The organism is Streptomyces sp. NPDC048416 (assembly GCF_043200435.1).
Taxonomy (GTDB): Bacteria; Actinomycetota; Actinomycetes; order Streptomycetales; family Streptomycetaceae; genus Streptomyces.
Window position 1 is genome coordinate 355,392 of sequence record NZ_JBICXU010000003.1, and the last position, 13,481, is coordinate 368,872.

A 13,481-nucleotide genomic window follows, 5' to 3' on the forward strand; every position below is an offset into this window, starting at 1 on the left:
CGACGAACGCGTCGAGCAGCCCTCGACGAATGCGTCGAGCCGTCGTCGGCGAACGCGTCGAGCGGCCTTCGACGAACGCGCCCGTCCATCAAGGGAGTTGATCGCGGGGCGCGCCGTCCCGCGGTCCGTTCGGGAGCGGGGCACCCGGGGGCCCGGGTGAGGGATCGACCGGGCGACCGCCCACGATCCGCGCACCGCGCGCCGTGGCCAGGGCCGCGAGGCAGAGCCAGAGCGAGGCGAACAGCCAGCCGCCCAGCACGTCGCTCGCCCAGTGCACCCCCAGGTAGACCCGGGAGAGGCCGACGGCCACCGCCCACAGGGACAGCACGGCGATGGTGGGGCGGGCGGCCGAGGAGGTCGAGCGGGTCAGCACCGCCCAGGCGAGCAGCCCGGCGGTCAGGGCGCTCGTGGCGGTGTGCCCCGAGGGGAAGGAGAACCCCGAGGCGGTCGTCGCCCAGTCGACGGCGGCCGGGCGCGGCCGGGAGACGGTGGCCATCAGGGCGTACCGCACCGCCTGGCCGAGTGCGAGCACCGTGAGCGCCCCGGCCACCGCGTACCGGCGCCCCTTGCCGCCGCGGCCGGCGATCAGGCCCGCGACGACGACCAGGACGTAGGGCACGACGCCGGTGCCGGTGGCCGTGATGGCGCGGGCGGTGGCGACGGCGACCGGCGGACGGTGGTCCAGGGGCCAGCGGTGCAGGGCGCGGTCGCCGGGCAGCGGTGCTCCGTGCCGTACGGCGACGACCACGGTGAGCAGGGTGAGGAGCGCAAGCAGGAGGCAGGCCGCCGCGCCTGTGCGCCGGACAGTTGTCATCGAGCGGTCACCGCCGGCCGAGGCGGTCGAGTGCGCGGACGGTCGTCATCGAGCGGTCACCGCCGGCCGAGGCGGTCGGCGGGCCCGGCGTGCGTCAGGGCGTGCGGCCCGCCGTGGGTGTCCATCAGCGGGATTCCTCCGTGGCCGCACGCGCCCGACGGGCGCGCAGCACCTCCAGGGCGACAGGGGTGAGCGACACGGCCACGACCACCGCCACGAGCGGCAGCAGATAGCGGTCCACGTTGGGCACGGACGAGCCGAGCGCGTATCCGCCGAGCACCAGCGCACAGGTCCACACGAGTCCGCCCGCGATCTGCCAGAGCGCGAAGACCCGGGCCGGTACGCCGAGGGCGCCCGCGAGGGGGTTGAGCACCGTACGGACGATCGGCACGAAGCGCGCCAGCACGATCGCCTTCGCGTGCCCGTACTTGGCCAGCAGCTCCTCGGCGCGGGCCGCGCCCTCGTGCAGTTTGCGGGATTTGCTGCGGGCCAGCAGGGCGCGCCCGCCGCGACGGCCGATCACGTATCCCACCTGGGCGCCCACAAGGGCGCCGGTCACCGAGCAGACCAGGACCTGCCCCAGCGACAGTGAGACGGGCCCGTTGCCGCCGGGCACGCTGAGCAGGCCGGCGGTGAACAGGAGGGAGTCGCCCGGCAGCAGGAAGCCCACGAGCAGACCGGTCTCGGCGAAGAGCACCACGGCGATGCCGAGGGCGCCGAATGCGGACAGCAGCGAGCCCGCGTCGAGGACGTTCACGGCCTGCGGGGCCGAGGCTGCGAACAGGGGTACGACTGCCATGTCAGTGGGCCCTCCCATAATGGTGGTCGGGCCGCCCGTCCAGAGACGCGCACGGCCCGGCTGACTACAGTGATGTAGGCGGTCTACAGAACTGTAGACGAACGAGGCGGGAGGAGTGGCCCATGACTGCCGGCGACGGTATCGGGCACGGGGAGCCACGACGGCCCGCGGGCGAACTGGAGGCCGGGGTGCTCGCCGCGCTCTGGGCCGCCGGTGCGCCGCTCACTCCCGGCGAGGTCCAGGCGGAGCTCGGCGGCGGCCTGGCCCGCACCACCGTGACCACGATCCTGACCCGCCTGTACGACAAGGGTGCGCTCACCCGCCGCCGTATCGGGCGTGGTTACGCGTACACCCCCACGGAGGACGCGCCGGGCCTCACCGCCCGCCGGATGCACACCGAACTGGCCAAGGAGGAGGACCGCTCCACCGTCCTCGCCCGGTTCGTCTCCCAGCTCAGCGACGAGGACGAGCGGCTGCTGCGCTCCCTCCTCGATGAGTCCGGAGGTGACCCGCGGTGATCTTCTCGGTGTGGATCCCGCTCCTCGTGCCGTTCCTCGCGGTCCCTGCGGCGCGTCGGCTCGCCGAGGCCCTGCCGCCCCGGCCGGCCGGCTGGCTGCTCGCCACCGCGGCGACCGGCCTTGCCGTCTGCTCGACCGCGGCGCTGGGTCTGATCGCGCTGGCCGGAGCGCTCCGGCTGCCCTTCGTCGCCTCGCTCGGCCACCTGACCGCGCCGCTGGACGCGCTCCCGGCCTGGCTCGCCCTCCCCGCGGCCGCCACCGCGGCCGGACTCGTCGCCCTGTCGGCGGCCGCCGTGGTCCGTACGGTGCGCCGTCACCTTGCCGAACTGCGCCTCGCGCGCGCCCAGTTGGGTTCGGCCACGGCCGAGCTCGCCGTGCTCAGGGACCCCGATCCCGACGCCTACGCGCTGCCCGGCCGCCCCGGCCGCATCGTCGTCACCACCGGAATGCTCCGGGCGCTCCAACCCGCCGAGCGCGAAGCCCTGTTCGCCCACGAGCGGGCCCACCTCGTCGGCCGCCACCACCTGTTCCTGGTCGCCGCCGAGCTCGCCGGGCACTGCCACCCCTCGCTGCGTTCGCTGCGCGCGCCGCTTGCCTTCGCCCTTGAGCGGTCCGCCGACGAGTACGCCGCCGCGGCCGTCGGCGACCGCGGGCTCGCCGCGCGGGCGATCGGGCGCGCCGCCCTCGCGTCCCGTGCCGCCGCGTCCCGCCCCCGCATGGCGCTCGCCGCGACGGCGGGACCGGTGCCGCGCCGTGTCGCCGCCCTGCTCGACCGCCACCCCGCGGCCAGGTCGGCCCGCTCGCGCGGCGCCCGGCTGATAGGCGCCGTCCTGGTGAGCTGTCTGTGCGTCTCGGCGGCATCGGCGATCGAGGCCGCAGCGGATCTGCACGGCGGAATCGAGATCGCCCAGGGCGAGACCGGCCGCTGACGCCCGCCTCGCCGGTCGGGGCCGACCCTCGCATCCGCGTCCGCGTGGCCGACGCCGCATCGGCCTCGGAACCCCGTCTCCGCTGCCACCGCCGCCTGCCCCGGCGGCCCGTGCCGGCCCGCGTGACCCGTACGGCCCAGCAACAGTGAGGGTCGGCTCCGCGCGCACCCGAGACTGAAGGCCGAGCCCATCGCCCCACGCCCCGGGAGACTCCATGACCTGCCTCAGCCGACGCGACCTCGGCCTGCTCGTGCTGCGGACCGGCACCGGCGCCGTCCTGATGGCGCACGGCGCCCAGAAACTTTTCGGCTGCTTCGGTGGCGGCGGGCTCGACGGCACCGCTGCCGCCATGGAGCAGATGGGCTTCCGCCCCGGCAAGCAGAGCGCGATCGCAGCCGGTCTCGGCGAGATGGGCGGCGGCGCCCTGCTCGCCCTCGGCCTCGCCACCCCGGCGGCGGGAGCGGCGGCGGCCGGCGCCATGGCGGGCGCGGTCTCCGTCCACGCCCCGGCCGGCTTCTTCGCCCAGGGCGGCGGGTTCGAATACCCGGCCTTCCTCGGCTTCACCGCCGCCGCGATCGGCCTCGCGGGGGCCGGCCGCTACTCCCTGGACCATGCCACGGATCACGTGGTCGACCAGCCCTGGACCGTGGCCCTCGCCTTCCTCGGCAGCGCCGTGGCTGCCGCGGCGGTGGTCGGACGCCGGGCGAAGGAGCAGGCCAAGCCGGACGAAGAGCCCTTCGGCTGAGGCGATCCGTACGCTGCGTCAGCGTACGGGCACGTTCCGTGGACCGTACGACCGTTTTTCCGTCACGCTGGGTGCTGTCGATCGCGGAAATCCCGCAGAGACGAAGGCACTTGGAGGTGGCCGCGTATGACCGACAGCAGCGACGAGACGGCTTGCGACTGGGAGCGCGAGCCTGATCCGTCGGACAGCCTGCGGACGTTCGGCGCCTTTGTCCAGGCCCTGCGCGAACACGCCGGGCTCAGCCGTGTCCAGTTCGCGGCACTCGTACGGTTCTCGAAACACACCGTGGAATCGGTCGAGTTGGGGCGACGGATGCCCGACGAACAGTTCGTTGAGCGGGCGGAGGAAGCGCTGGGGAACACGGGCGCACTGCGCAAGGCGGCCAGGCACCTCACGCGGGGCGAGGCGGGCCTTGCGGCCTGGTTCCGGCGGTGGGCCCGGCTGGAGAAGGTCGCGGTGAGCCTGTGTACGTACGAATGCAGGCTGGTTCCGGGCCTGTTGCAGTCGCAGGAGTACGCGCGAACGGTCTTCGAAGGCACGATTCCGGTGATCACGGACGAGGAGCTTGAGACCTTGCTCGCCGTCCGCATGGAGCGGCAGCGGATGCTGTACGAGCGGCCGGTCGTGCCGTTCAGCTTCATCGTCGAGGAGTACGTGTTCCGGCGCAGGTTCGCGGGCGTGGAGCAGATGCGGACGATGCTCGACCACGTGCTGGAACACAGCGCACCGCGCAACGTGACGCTGCAAATCGTGCCTCTGGAGGCGGGGTTGCATGCGTGCCTGGACGGGCCGGTGCGGTTACTGGAATCGGGGGAGGGGCGGCGTTTCGCGTACTCCGAAGGGCAGCAGAACGGGCGCTTGATCGGCGACGTGAAGGAGGTAAGTCTCCTTCAGCAGCGCTATGACAGACTGCGGTCGCAGGCCCTGAACCCCGAAGACTCGCGGGGTCTGTTGGAGAGACTGCGAGGAGAGCTATGAGCACGACGGAACTCGCCTGGTTCAAGTCCAGCTACAGCGGCAGCCAGGGCGACGATTGCGTAGAGGTCGCCGTCACCGAACGGGCCGTCCACGTAAGGGACTCGAAGGATCTGACATGCCCTCACTTCACCATGGGGCGTGACGGGTGGACGCGGTTCGTGCGGTACGCGTCGCACGGCTGAGGTGTAGGCGGAATTAGGGCGTAGGGCAGCCCGGCTTCCAGCCGGACTCGGGTGGGGGCTCCGACCGGAACCCCCACCCGACCGCGGTCCAGGGGGCGTTGACGCGTACCGCGTCAGCGCGTCAGGCGGCGTGCCACCGGTTGCGTCCGTCGGAGCCGGGTCCGCAGACCATCGGGGTCCCCGCCGTGGTGACACCGGTCGCGCCTGCCGGAGCACAGAACGAACCGGGATGCACCGTTCCGACGCTGCCGCCTCCGCCGGAACCCCCGGATGTGGACGTGGAACCGCCGGACGAGGACGAACTGCCGCCGGTCGAGGACGAAGAGCCCCCGGACGAGGACGAGGAACCGCCGGACGTGGACGACGAGCCCCCGGACGTCGACCGCGAACCGCCGGACGAGGACGACGAGCCCCCGGACGTGGACCTCGAACCGCCGGTCGAGGACGAGGAACTGCCGCCCGAGGAACCACCGTTACCGGTGGAGCCGCCATCGTCCTTCTTGTGGGCGGGATCGTTGGCCGGGATCTTGTAGGTCGTGTTCTTCGCCTTCGGGCAGCCCGTGACGAGGTCGGATTCGGTCCACCGGCCCAGGTCGAGAGTGACCGATGTGGTGGACGTGACCTTGGTGCGCTCGGCCGGAGCCTGGAAGCACACGTGCCATTCCTCGCCGTCCTCGGCGGCCTGCTGGGCGGTGGGGGAGTCGACGTCGAGGTAGACGTCGTCGAGCCTGACGGCATCGAGGTCGATGCCGGCGTCCTTCAGATCCTTGGTGGCTGCGTTGTACGTGGCGCCGACCACGTTCGGCATCGTCGGCCACGGGAGCGGGCCGCCGTCCTGCGCGGGGCAGGGTTCGCCGCTCTTGACGGCCGCGAAGTCGATGGTCTTCGCCGTGGCGTCGGCCTTCTGGAAGCACACCGTCCACCCGGACGGCCCGGCGACCGCGCGGTGGTCCTCGGCAGCATCGTGGTGAGCCGGGGTGAATCCGGCGGAGCGCGCCAGCTTCTCCGCCTCGTCGAGTGGCTTGGTGGTGTAGTCGGCGGCCTTGAGAGCCTGCGCGAGGACCGGGGACGCCGTGGCCTTGGCGTGGTCGCCGCCCTTGACCTGCGCCTTGGCGTCCGTCTTGTGCGGTGCGCTGTCGAGCTGTCCGCCCAGCCCCGCGCCGACCGCCAGAAGCGCGAACGCGCCGAACGTTGCCCCGAGTTTGGCGAACCAGCGCCATCGCGGCAGCATCCACACGGCCACCATGGCGGCGACCATGACGAGGAAGCCGAATCCGAAACTGAACGCGCCGACCAGGGCCACCAGGGCCAGGATGCCGAGCACGGCGGGAGTGGTCTTCCACCAAGGCGGGGGCGCGGCCGGGGTGTTGTAAGGGTTCACTGGCGCTCAGGCTCCTCTGACAGGAACGGGTTGACCTACGCCGCATCAGCTGGTGCCGGGAGCGTGGTGCATGCAGAGGGTGACGATCCGTATGCGCAAAAGGTTGCACGAGTTCCGGAAGGGAAGTGGCCGAAGGGCCCGACGGGCCCCGCCACAAGGACACATGGGCACAGCTGCCCGAACATCCGAACCTTCGTACGCCGAGGTCGTGCCCCTCGGCACGGGTCAGGACGTTCCGCCGGTGCGTGTCGTGTACCGACGGCTCGACCGCCCCGGGTGGCCGTCCGGCGACGCGGTGCGGGTCCGGCGGCGGTAGTAGGCGATGGCGAGGGCGATGATGATGGGCCCCCATACGGCGGTCGGCGCGATGCACACCGTCGCGAGCGTCTGCCAGGCGTTGTTGGTGTATTCGACGGTTTCGATGATGCCGTACGGGGTGAGCCGGCGGCGCCCGCCGAGCGGGACGTCGGTGAACAGGAACGTGAGGATCAGCCCGCCGACGAGGGCGGGCACGACGGCCGCCAGCGGCCGGATGCGTCTGCCGCCGATGACCGGGATCCAGGCGGGCGCGACCTCGCCCCACCCCCGGACAAGCCCGATGCCCAAGATCGCGGTCACTTCCGACAACACGCTGAGCCCGAGCACGTAAGGAATGCTCACCCCATAGGGCGGCATGCCCCCGTCGTGCGCCTGGCCCATGGCGAAATGGGCGGCGAAGGGCAGCCGCCACAGGCACGACGGGAGCAGAAGCAGCGGAAGCGCGTAGGCCAGACGCATCGCCCAGCGGGGCACCGGCCGTTCGGTGTCGCTGACGGGCGGGGGCGTGTGAAAGATCCTCGGTGGCATGGCTCCAGCGTTGCGGAGCGGGCGCACCGAGGAATCAGCCCTGCGGTCAGAACCGTTCCGCCTCACGGCGGAGGTCGACCGTTAGAGCGCCTGGAGTGCGAGGAGTACCCCTTCGCATCAACGTACGAAGGGTCTGCGCAGTCGATCTACGAGCCGACGAAGCCGAAAGGCAACTTCTCGGCCCTGGCTGTCATCAATTGCTGCCGCCGCTGCCTAAATGGCGCCTTCGTGTTTCGTAGGGGGACTCCCTCATGCGCTCCCGGTCGCGCGCTACCCGCGCCCACGGCCCGTCTTCGGTTTCTTGCTCATCCGTACGCGCCGGCTTCTCCATCCTCAATGAGTCGAGGCGGTTGATGCGAGCCTCATTGTTGATGCCGGCCGCACGGGCGAACGCCGCGTCCATCGCCCTCTGATGCGCGGCGATCTCTTCCGGTGTCTTTTCCGCCCGCTGCCGTTGTCGCTCTGTGCGGTCGCGTTGCCTTAGTTCCTCGGCGCGCTCGCGCAGGAGAAGCGCTTGCCGCCTGGCGAGCCCTGCCCACCTGGGGCGCCACCCCCTGCCCGTTCGCCAGTAGGAGATGCGCTGGGGGTAGGACTGTGGCGGCTCGGCTTCCCGGAGTCTGCCGCCCCGCTCCTCCAAGAAAAGCGCGAGCGCCTCCCACTCGAAGACATCCCTCACCTCGACCGACTCCAGCCGTTGGGCCACAACTTCCCCCTGTCGTCTCTCTCGTGGCGCGGAGCACGTTCAGCATCCCGCCTGGCGTAGGTACAGGCGGCTTCCGCTGCTTCGACTATCCCGAAAAAGCCGACGCTCCGCAGCTCCGTCGGCCAGAAAAAGAACCGCTCCCGGCCGGAGTGTTATTCAGGTGAGGTGTGATCAAGGTTTCACTCGGAGCCCGTGGAGACCCAAAAGCCCGGCAGAGACGAACTGGTCGGGCAGCAGCACCCGCAAGTGCAGTTGTAGGAGGGCGCGGTGACGGAGTTTCGGACGCCGTCTGATTGCAGGACGTCGACGGGTCTGTCCTCCAGCGTGCTGAAGTCGACGTACGGGTGTCGTGGTCCTCTGGGCGATCCCCGGTTCGTGAGCGGAGTACACGCCGAACCGGTTGATGTGCTCGGTCAGTACGGCGAGGTGCGTGATCGACAGGAACACCGTCCAGGGTCGGCGCCCTGCGCCGGGCGCGGCGGGCCGGCACGGGCCTTGAGAAGCAGGCCTGCCAGGCCGACAAGGCCATGCGCGTGTACGGCCCGCGCGGGTTACGTCACCGTCAGCTGTTGCGGATCAGCCTGGTCGACGGCACCACCGAGTTCATCAAGGGTCTTCGTCCGACATGATCTTGGACGTGACCGGACGTGACCAGGGCTCTTGTGCCGGATGACCTATGGCCGCATTGCTCTGATTCTGCCTCCCCGTCCGCAGCGCCGGAGCTTGTCGGCCAGTACCTGCTGCGGGGAGCTGGGCCGGGTTGTGGCCTGGTTGCAGAGCACCGCCGGGAACGCGGCTGTCGTCCATTGCCGTACCCCGCCAGGGCGGGTGCCCGCAACCGGCGCCGTGCTGGTGCCGCTCCGGCTGGGCCCAGACGTGGCCGGTACGCCACAGCCGGCAGTTGCGCTCGCGCCGCCCTCCATCACAAGGTCGGCACCAAACCCCGCCGAACTGCTGAACGAAGAAATCCGTACGCTCGGGCGTCACCACCAGGCAGGATGGGCCGGTGAAGGATCTACCGCCGGGCCTGCCACCGGCAGACTCGCGTAAATGGCACAGCCGCCGATGGTGGGACCAACTGGGATATCTGCGCGTGCGTTCCTTGGCGAACCCGAGCTGGGCCAGGGACATACCGTGGCTGATTGCGTGGCTGCGACGCGAGCGCTCGACTGCCCTCCCAACGGATCACGCCCTCTATGACGACGCGATCACCGCAGCTCAGAGCTATGCACGGACTCGCAGTAAGTCCCCAGAAGCGGACCGCGCCTGGGATCGGGTTCTTGAACCAATCGATGAGTTGCTGACGCGGCGGCAGGCGAGACACCTCGGCGAAGTCCGCAAGGCTCAAGCCGAGCAACGCAACCCAGGTTCCTGACGTCGTCACGAGCGCTCAGAGGTTGGAAGGCAAGCTGATGCCGAGGTACCCGATTCCGGCGGCACCGGGTCGTACGGGTCTTGAGCTCCCCGGTGAGGAACCACAGTGGCTCCAGATCGACCTCGTGGGTCACTGGGGCCAGGACGGAGCCCCGGGCCATACGGCCCGGGGCTCTTCGTTCGTGCTCCCTCATGTATGGCTGAACGACACGGCATCCAGGCCTGGCGCGAAGACTGGAACCGACCCACGGCCTACGTGTTGCACGAGCCCGGACCAGCTCCTCCACAACCTCGCCGGCACAGCCGAGGTGTCACCGACTCAAGCGGCTAGGGGGTGTCTGGTGGATCAGGGTCGGTCAGGGTGCGGCGCCTGGTGCGGTGCATCGCAAGGCGCCGGAACGTCGTGATAGCGGAGCTATCGGGGCGTTTCGGCAACGCCGCGAGGTGCCGTGCCAGGCGCCGCACCCCCGGCCATGATCCACCAGACACCCCCTAGTGCCACTTGGTGCAGTAGTTCGTTCCATGGGTCCAGGTACAGGCTCGGGCCTGCCAGGGCGCGCCGTCGTAGATGGGGGCGTTGAAGGAGGCCGAGTCCTGGACGCCGGAGTCACCGGGAAGAATCTGGGTTTTGTTCACGTACGGATCCCACCCGGCATCATGGTTCGTGGACCGGTCGAACCACACCTCTTGCCAGGTGTCGCCGATGATCTTCCAGTGGGCATACTCGTGGTGGTCGGAGTGGAGTTCGGTGTAGATCGCGATCCATCCGTTGGGTGTGTACGTGACGTCACAGAAATGGCTCCCGGGTTTGAGGTTCCCGCAGCCCTGTGCAAAGGCGTTCGTTTCCGTGGCAGCCAGGAACCCGGCGGTGACTCCGAGTGCGAGGGTGCAGCGCAGCGCGACAGTGCCAAGACGGTGCACAGCAGTTCTCCGTTTCTCGGGCGAGTCAAGATTCAACACGGCAAAGAAATGACCGTGTTCCGACAAGCAAAGTCTCTGGTCGGGTATATCGACGGTCAATAACGCACATCGCGCCAACTGACCTGAACGTCGAGGGGCGGCCCTGGAGTCATGGCTCGCACACCAGCCGCGAACCAGCCGACCGCCGTACGGCGTGGGTGATGCGGTCGAGCCGGCGCTCCAGCGCGATCGACCTGCCGTCCAGGCGAGCGGTGGCCAGTGCTACGGGACGCGCACGGCCAAGAGGGCGACATCGTCGTCGTTGTCGTCGGGGCGGACACGCTCCAGGAGAAGATCGCAGAAGGACTCCACGGTGCGGGTTGCGAGTGCTGCTGCGTGGCGACGCAGGCGGGCCATACCCGCGTCCACGCCGTTGGTATGCGATTCGATCAGACCGTCGGTGTAGAACAGCAGAGTGGCCCCGGCCGGCAGGGTGCAGGTGTTGTCCTTGTGGCGGAAGGACGAGCTGGTGCCGAGCAGCAGGACAGGGCCGCTGTCCAGGTAGTGGCTCTTGCCGTCCTGGGTGACCAGCAGCGGCGGGGGGTGGCCGGCGTTGCTCCAGCGCAGTGTCCAGCCCTGTTCGGGGTCCTGGTGCAGGCGAGCCAGGACCAGGGTGGCCATGGTGACGCTGGAGATGCGGTGCAGGGCCTCGTCCAGGCGGTTGATGACGGCTGCCGGATGTTCGTGGTGGGACCAGGCCAGGGCGCGGAGCATGTTGCGGACCTGGGCCATGCCGGCGGCGGCGTCGATGTCGTGGCCCACGACGTCGCCGATGGCCAGTGCGGTCGCGCCGTCCGAGAGTGGAAAGGCGTCGTACCAGTCGCCGCCGACTTGTGAGGCGTCGGGCGCGGGGAGGTAGCGGGCGGCCATCTGCAGTCCGGGTACGTGCGGCAACTGTGGCAGCAGGTGGCGCTGCATGGTCTCGGCGATGTGCCGCTGGCGCTGGTACAGGCGGGAGTTGGACAGCGCCAGTCCGGCCCGGCGGGTGATGTCCTCCAGCAGGGTCAGCTCTGGGGTGGTGAAGGCGTTGCCGGGAGCGGTGCGGCCCAGCGTCATCGCGCCCAGGACCTCGCGTGGTCCGCGGATGGGCGCGATGGCGGCGGAGCGAATGCCGGCCGTCGCGAACAGTTCCTGCTGGATCACCGTGATGCCGGAGTCGGCTTCCCCCTGGTACACCGTGAAGTCGGCGAGGGAGGCGGCAACCCCGCGCAGGGCTCGCGACAGTGGCATCTGCGAGTCGGGCGAGGCGGCGGGCATCGGGCCCTCCAGGTCCTCGCGGCGCGCCAGGCGCCCGTCCTGGTGATGGGCCACGGCGGTACGCCAGACCTCGCCCTGGTCGTTGGTCAGGTCGATGATCGCCCAGTCGGCCAGGCGAGGGACGACAAGGTCGATCAGCCGTTCCACGCATTCGGCCTCGTTGAGGGTGGAGGTGAGTGTTGAGGTGGTCTCCGCCAGCAGCGCCAGCCGTTCCAGCTCGCTCAACGGCTCGGCCGCGGCACCGGGGGCCGGCGGGGCAGTCTCATTGAAGATCACGATCATCCCGGTCTGATCCTGGCCCCAGGCGCACGGCAACGTCGTCCACGACACGGCGATCATGGTGCCGTCACCGCGCTCGAACCACGTCAGGGCACCCTGCGACGGGCGACCGGACAGCAGGGCATGCATCAACGCGCTCTGTGCGGCCGGCACGGTCCCCCCGTCCTTGCCGCGTATCAGCTCCTGCTGGTCCAAGCCCGCGAGTTCCTGCCGGCTACGTCGCAGCATGCCCTCCGTGCGGGCGTTGACAGCCACGATGCAGCCGTGGTCGTCCACCACGTAGACGCCCGCGTAGGGGAAGGACACCTGCATCGATTGCAGATCCGCCCGGACCCCAGCGCCTTGATCACCGACCACAGAACCGTCCTCGAATCACTCGGCCCAAGGCCTCGAATAGGTTTCCGACCCTCTCCACAAGGCTACGAGGCTGCCCGCCTTCTGCAGAAACGGCCCCGCGCCGTGGCGTTCGTCCCTTGGCGCAACCGACGCCGTCGAAGAAGGCGAGGTCGATGAGGCCGGAGCCTTCTTTGAGGGTGACGAAGACGGCTCGCCTCCCGGACGGCATGGGCGGTGTCTGTGTGGAGGTCCGTACGCCTGCCACCAGGACTGCCCAGGGACCATGGTCTGGCGATGGGCTGCGTCGGTGGCGCCGAGGTCGCGCAGCAGCCGGTGATGGTGCTCCATCAGGTGCTGGCGAAGTCTCGATGCCTCCCTGTAGACCCAGCTCGTGGACATATTGAGCATCGCCGCGACCTCAGAAGTGTCCACAAGGACGGGCTCGACGCCGAGGCGGAACGGAGCGGCCTGGGCCGGGATCACCCTGCCGACGCGCACCCCCCCGGGCCCCGTCGACCGCCTTCGTTCCTGACCGCTGCCCAGGTCGCCGAAGTGACGGTGATCACGGGCCCTCTTCGGGGGGCACTGCGTAGGCTTGTGCAGTCGTCGCGGCGAGGCCCGGGAGGGCCTGAGGGCTCTCCCGCATCTCCCTGACGATGCATCAGGAAAGTCGGCGAGCGGTCAGCATGAGTCCTGGAAAACCCGGGGACAGCTGCCCGGACCTGCGACTCGTTGTAGGGTGTCGAAACAGCCCTTGACCTGCAAAAACGCAGGCAGGGAGCCTACGTGTGGGAGTGCTCCAATGATGCGTACCATGTTCAAATCCAAGATCCACCGTGCCACCGTGACCCAGGCCGACCTGCACTACGTGGGCTCGGTCACCGTGGACGCCGACCTGATGGATGCCGCCGACCTGCTGCCCGGCGAGCTGGTCCACATCGTCGACATCGACAACGGCAACCGCCTGGAGACGTACGTCATCGAGGGCGAGCGCGGCTCCGGGGTCATCGGCATCAACGGCGCCGCCGCGCACCTCGTGCACCCCGGTGACCTGGTGATCCTCATCAGCTACGCGCAGGTCGACGACGCCGAGGCGCGCGCACTCAAGCCGAGCGTGGTGCACGTGGACGGAGCGAACCGGATCGTGGAGCTCGGCACCGACGCGTCGGCGCCCGTCCCCGGAAGCGACCAGCGGCGCAGCCCGCACGCCCGCGTTCCCGCCCCCCAGGGCTGAACCCGGCCGCGCCCCGGCCCGCATCGGAAAGGACTCCCTGCCATGGCAGAGCTGCGAGACGATCGCCCCAGAGGTGTGCTGGAGGCGCTCCAGTGACGCCCGCTCCAGTGACGCGCCGCTCGCGTGCGGGTCGAACGTGCCAGGAG

At 70.0% G+C, this 13,481-nt stretch carries 13 protein-coding genes and 1 pseudogene; 6 read left to right on the forward strand and 8 right to left on the reverse strand.

Going from position 1 to position 13,481, the window contains the following annotated elements; translation table 11 throughout:
- Positions 1-88 precede the first annotated feature (88 nt).
- A complete protein-coding gene (locus ACGFW5_RS06380) occupies positions 89-814 on the reverse strand; it encodes a phosphatase PAP2 family protein (RefSeq protein ID WP_393833028.1) in 726 nt (241 codons plus the stop codon).
- Between the two features lie 124 nt (positions 815-938).
- Positions 939-1,613: a DedA family protein gene (locus ACGFW5_RS06385; protein ID WP_393833029.1), complete on the reverse strand. Its 675-nt coding sequence runs from the start codon at positions 1,611-1,613 to the stop codon at positions 939-941.
- 122 nt (positions 1,614-1,735) lie between these two features.
- Here ACGFW5_RS06385 and ACGFW5_RS06390 point away from each other — a divergent pair, with 122 nt between their 5' ends.
- The 5 genes from ACGFW5_RS06390 (at position 1,736) to ACGFW5_RS06410 (ending at position 4,965) form a co-directional block, all read left to right on the forward strand.
- On the forward strand, positions 1,736-2,131 hold the full coding sequence (locus ACGFW5_RS06390; protein ID WP_393833030.1) for a BlaI/MecI/CopY family transcriptional regulator: 396 nt from the start codon (positions 1,736-1,738) through the stop codon (positions 2,129-2,131).
- A complete protein-coding gene (locus ACGFW5_RS06395) occupies positions 2,128-3,060 on the forward strand; it encodes a M56 family metallopeptidase (RefSeq protein ID WP_393833031.1) in 933 nt (310 codons plus the stop codon). The genes ACGFW5_RS06390 and ACGFW5_RS06395 overlap by 4 nt, the downstream gene beginning before the upstream one ends.
- 214 nt (positions 3,061-3,274) lie before the next feature.
- Complete coding sequence (locus tag ACGFW5_RS06400; protein ID WP_393833032.1) at positions 3,275-3,805, forward strand: DoxX family protein; 531 nt, start codon at positions 3,275-3,277, stop codon at positions 3,803-3,805.
- A 126-nt stretch (positions 3,806-3,931) separates the two neighbouring features.
- A complete protein-coding gene (locus ACGFW5_RS06405) occupies positions 3,932-4,783 on the forward strand; it encodes a helix-turn-helix domain-containing protein (RefSeq protein ID WP_393833033.1) in 852 nt (283 codons plus the stop codon).
- A complete protein-coding gene (locus ACGFW5_RS06410) occupies positions 4,780-4,965 on the forward strand; it encodes a DUF397 domain-containing protein (protein WP_393833034.1) in 186 nt (61 codons plus the stop codon). The genes ACGFW5_RS06405 and ACGFW5_RS06410 overlap by 4 nt, the downstream gene beginning before the upstream one ends.
- A gap of 121 nt (positions 4,966-5,086) precedes the next feature.
- Here the strand turns inward: ACGFW5_RS06410 and ACGFW5_RS06415 are convergent, their stop codons facing one another.
- From ACGFW5_RS06415 to ACGFW5_RS06440, 6 genes and pseudogenes are all read right to left on the reverse strand, one after another.
- Positions 5,087-6,346, reverse strand: a complete 1,260-nt coding sequence (locus ACGFW5_RS06415; RefSeq protein ID WP_393833035.1) for a PASTA domain-containing protein — start codon at positions 6,344-6,346, stop codon at positions 5,087-5,089.
- A gap of 225 nt (positions 6,347-6,571) precedes the next feature.
- Complete coding sequence (locus ACGFW5_RS06420; protein WP_393833036.1) at positions 6,572-7,192, reverse strand: hypothetical protein; 621 nt, start codon at positions 7,190-7,192, stop codon at positions 6,572-6,574.
- A gap of 193 nt (positions 7,193-7,385) precedes the next feature.
- Complete coding sequence (locus ACGFW5_RS06425) at positions 7,386-7,895, reverse strand: hypothetical protein (RefSeq protein ID WP_393833037.1); 510 nt, start codon at positions 7,893-7,895, stop codon at positions 7,386-7,388.
- 1,866 nt (positions 7,896-9,761) lie between these two features.
- Entirely contained in the window at positions 9,762-10,190 is a 429-nt protein-coding gene (locus tag ACGFW5_RS06430; protein ID WP_393833038.1) for a hypothetical protein, read from the reverse strand.
- Between the two features lie 261 nt (positions 10,191-10,451).
- Positions 10,452-12,077 carry a SpoIIE family protein phosphatase gene (locus ACGFW5_RS06435; RefSeq protein ID WP_393833039.1) on the reverse strand — a complete coding sequence of 542 codons (1,626 nt, stop codon included), beginning with the start codon at positions 12,075-12,077 and terminating at the stop codon, positions 10,452-10,454.
- A 178-nt stretch (positions 12,078-12,255) separates the two neighbouring features.
- Positions 12,256-12,458, reverse strand: a pseudogene (locus ACGFW5_RS06440) (hypothetical protein); the annotation flags it as partial.
- Between the two features lie 445 nt (positions 12,459-12,903).
- Here ACGFW5_RS06440 and panD point away from each other — a divergent pair.
- The gene (gene panD / locus ACGFW5_RS06445) at positions 12,904-13,335 is read left to right on the forward strand and encodes an aspartate 1-decarboxylase (RefSeq protein ID WP_393833040.1); all 432 of its coding nucleotides are present in this window, start codon (positions 12,904-12,906) and stop codon (positions 13,333-13,335) included.
- Positions 13,336-13,481 lie beyond the last annotated feature (146 nt).

What these genes read in the sequence shown, in the direction of transcription:
- ACGFW5_RS06420 (WP_393833036.1), bottom strand. Translation starts at nt 7,192, where the DNA reads ATGCCACCGAGGATCTTTCACACGCCCCCGCCCGTCAGCGACACCGAA.
- ACGFW5_RS06380 (WP_393833028.1), bottom strand. Translation starts at nt 814, where the DNA reads ATGACAACTGTCCGGCGCACAGGCGCGGCGGCCTGCCTCCTGCTTGCG.
- ACGFW5_RS06385 (WP_393833029.1), bottom strand. Translation starts at nt 1,613, where the DNA reads ATGGCAGTCGTACCCCTGTTCGCAGCCTCGGCCCCGCAGGCCGTGAAC.
- ACGFW5_RS06400 (WP_393833032.1), top strand. Translation starts at nt 3,275, where the DNA reads ATGACCTGCCTCAGCCGACGCGACCTCGGCCTGCTCGTGCTGCGGACC.
- ACGFW5_RS06435 (WP_393833039.1), bottom strand. Translation starts at nt 12,077, where the DNA reads ATGCAGGTGTCCTTCCCCTACGCGGGCGTCTACGTGGTGGACGACCAC.
- ACGFW5_RS06410 (WP_393833034.1), top strand. Translation starts at nt 4,780, where the DNA reads ATGAGCACGACGGAACTCGCCTGGTTCAAGTCCAGCTACAGCGGCAGC.
- ACGFW5_RS06405 (WP_393833033.1), top strand. Translation starts at nt 3,932, where the DNA reads ATGACCGACAGCAGCGACGAGACGGCTTGCGACTGGGAGCGCGAGCCT.
- panD (WP_393833040.1), top strand. Translation starts at nt 12,904, where the DNA reads ATGATGCGTACCATGTTCAAATCCAAGATCCACCGTGCCACCGTGACC.
- ACGFW5_RS06390 (WP_393833030.1), top strand. Translation starts at nt 1,736, where the DNA reads ATGACTGCCGGCGACGGTATCGGGCACGGGGAGCCACGACGGCCCGCG.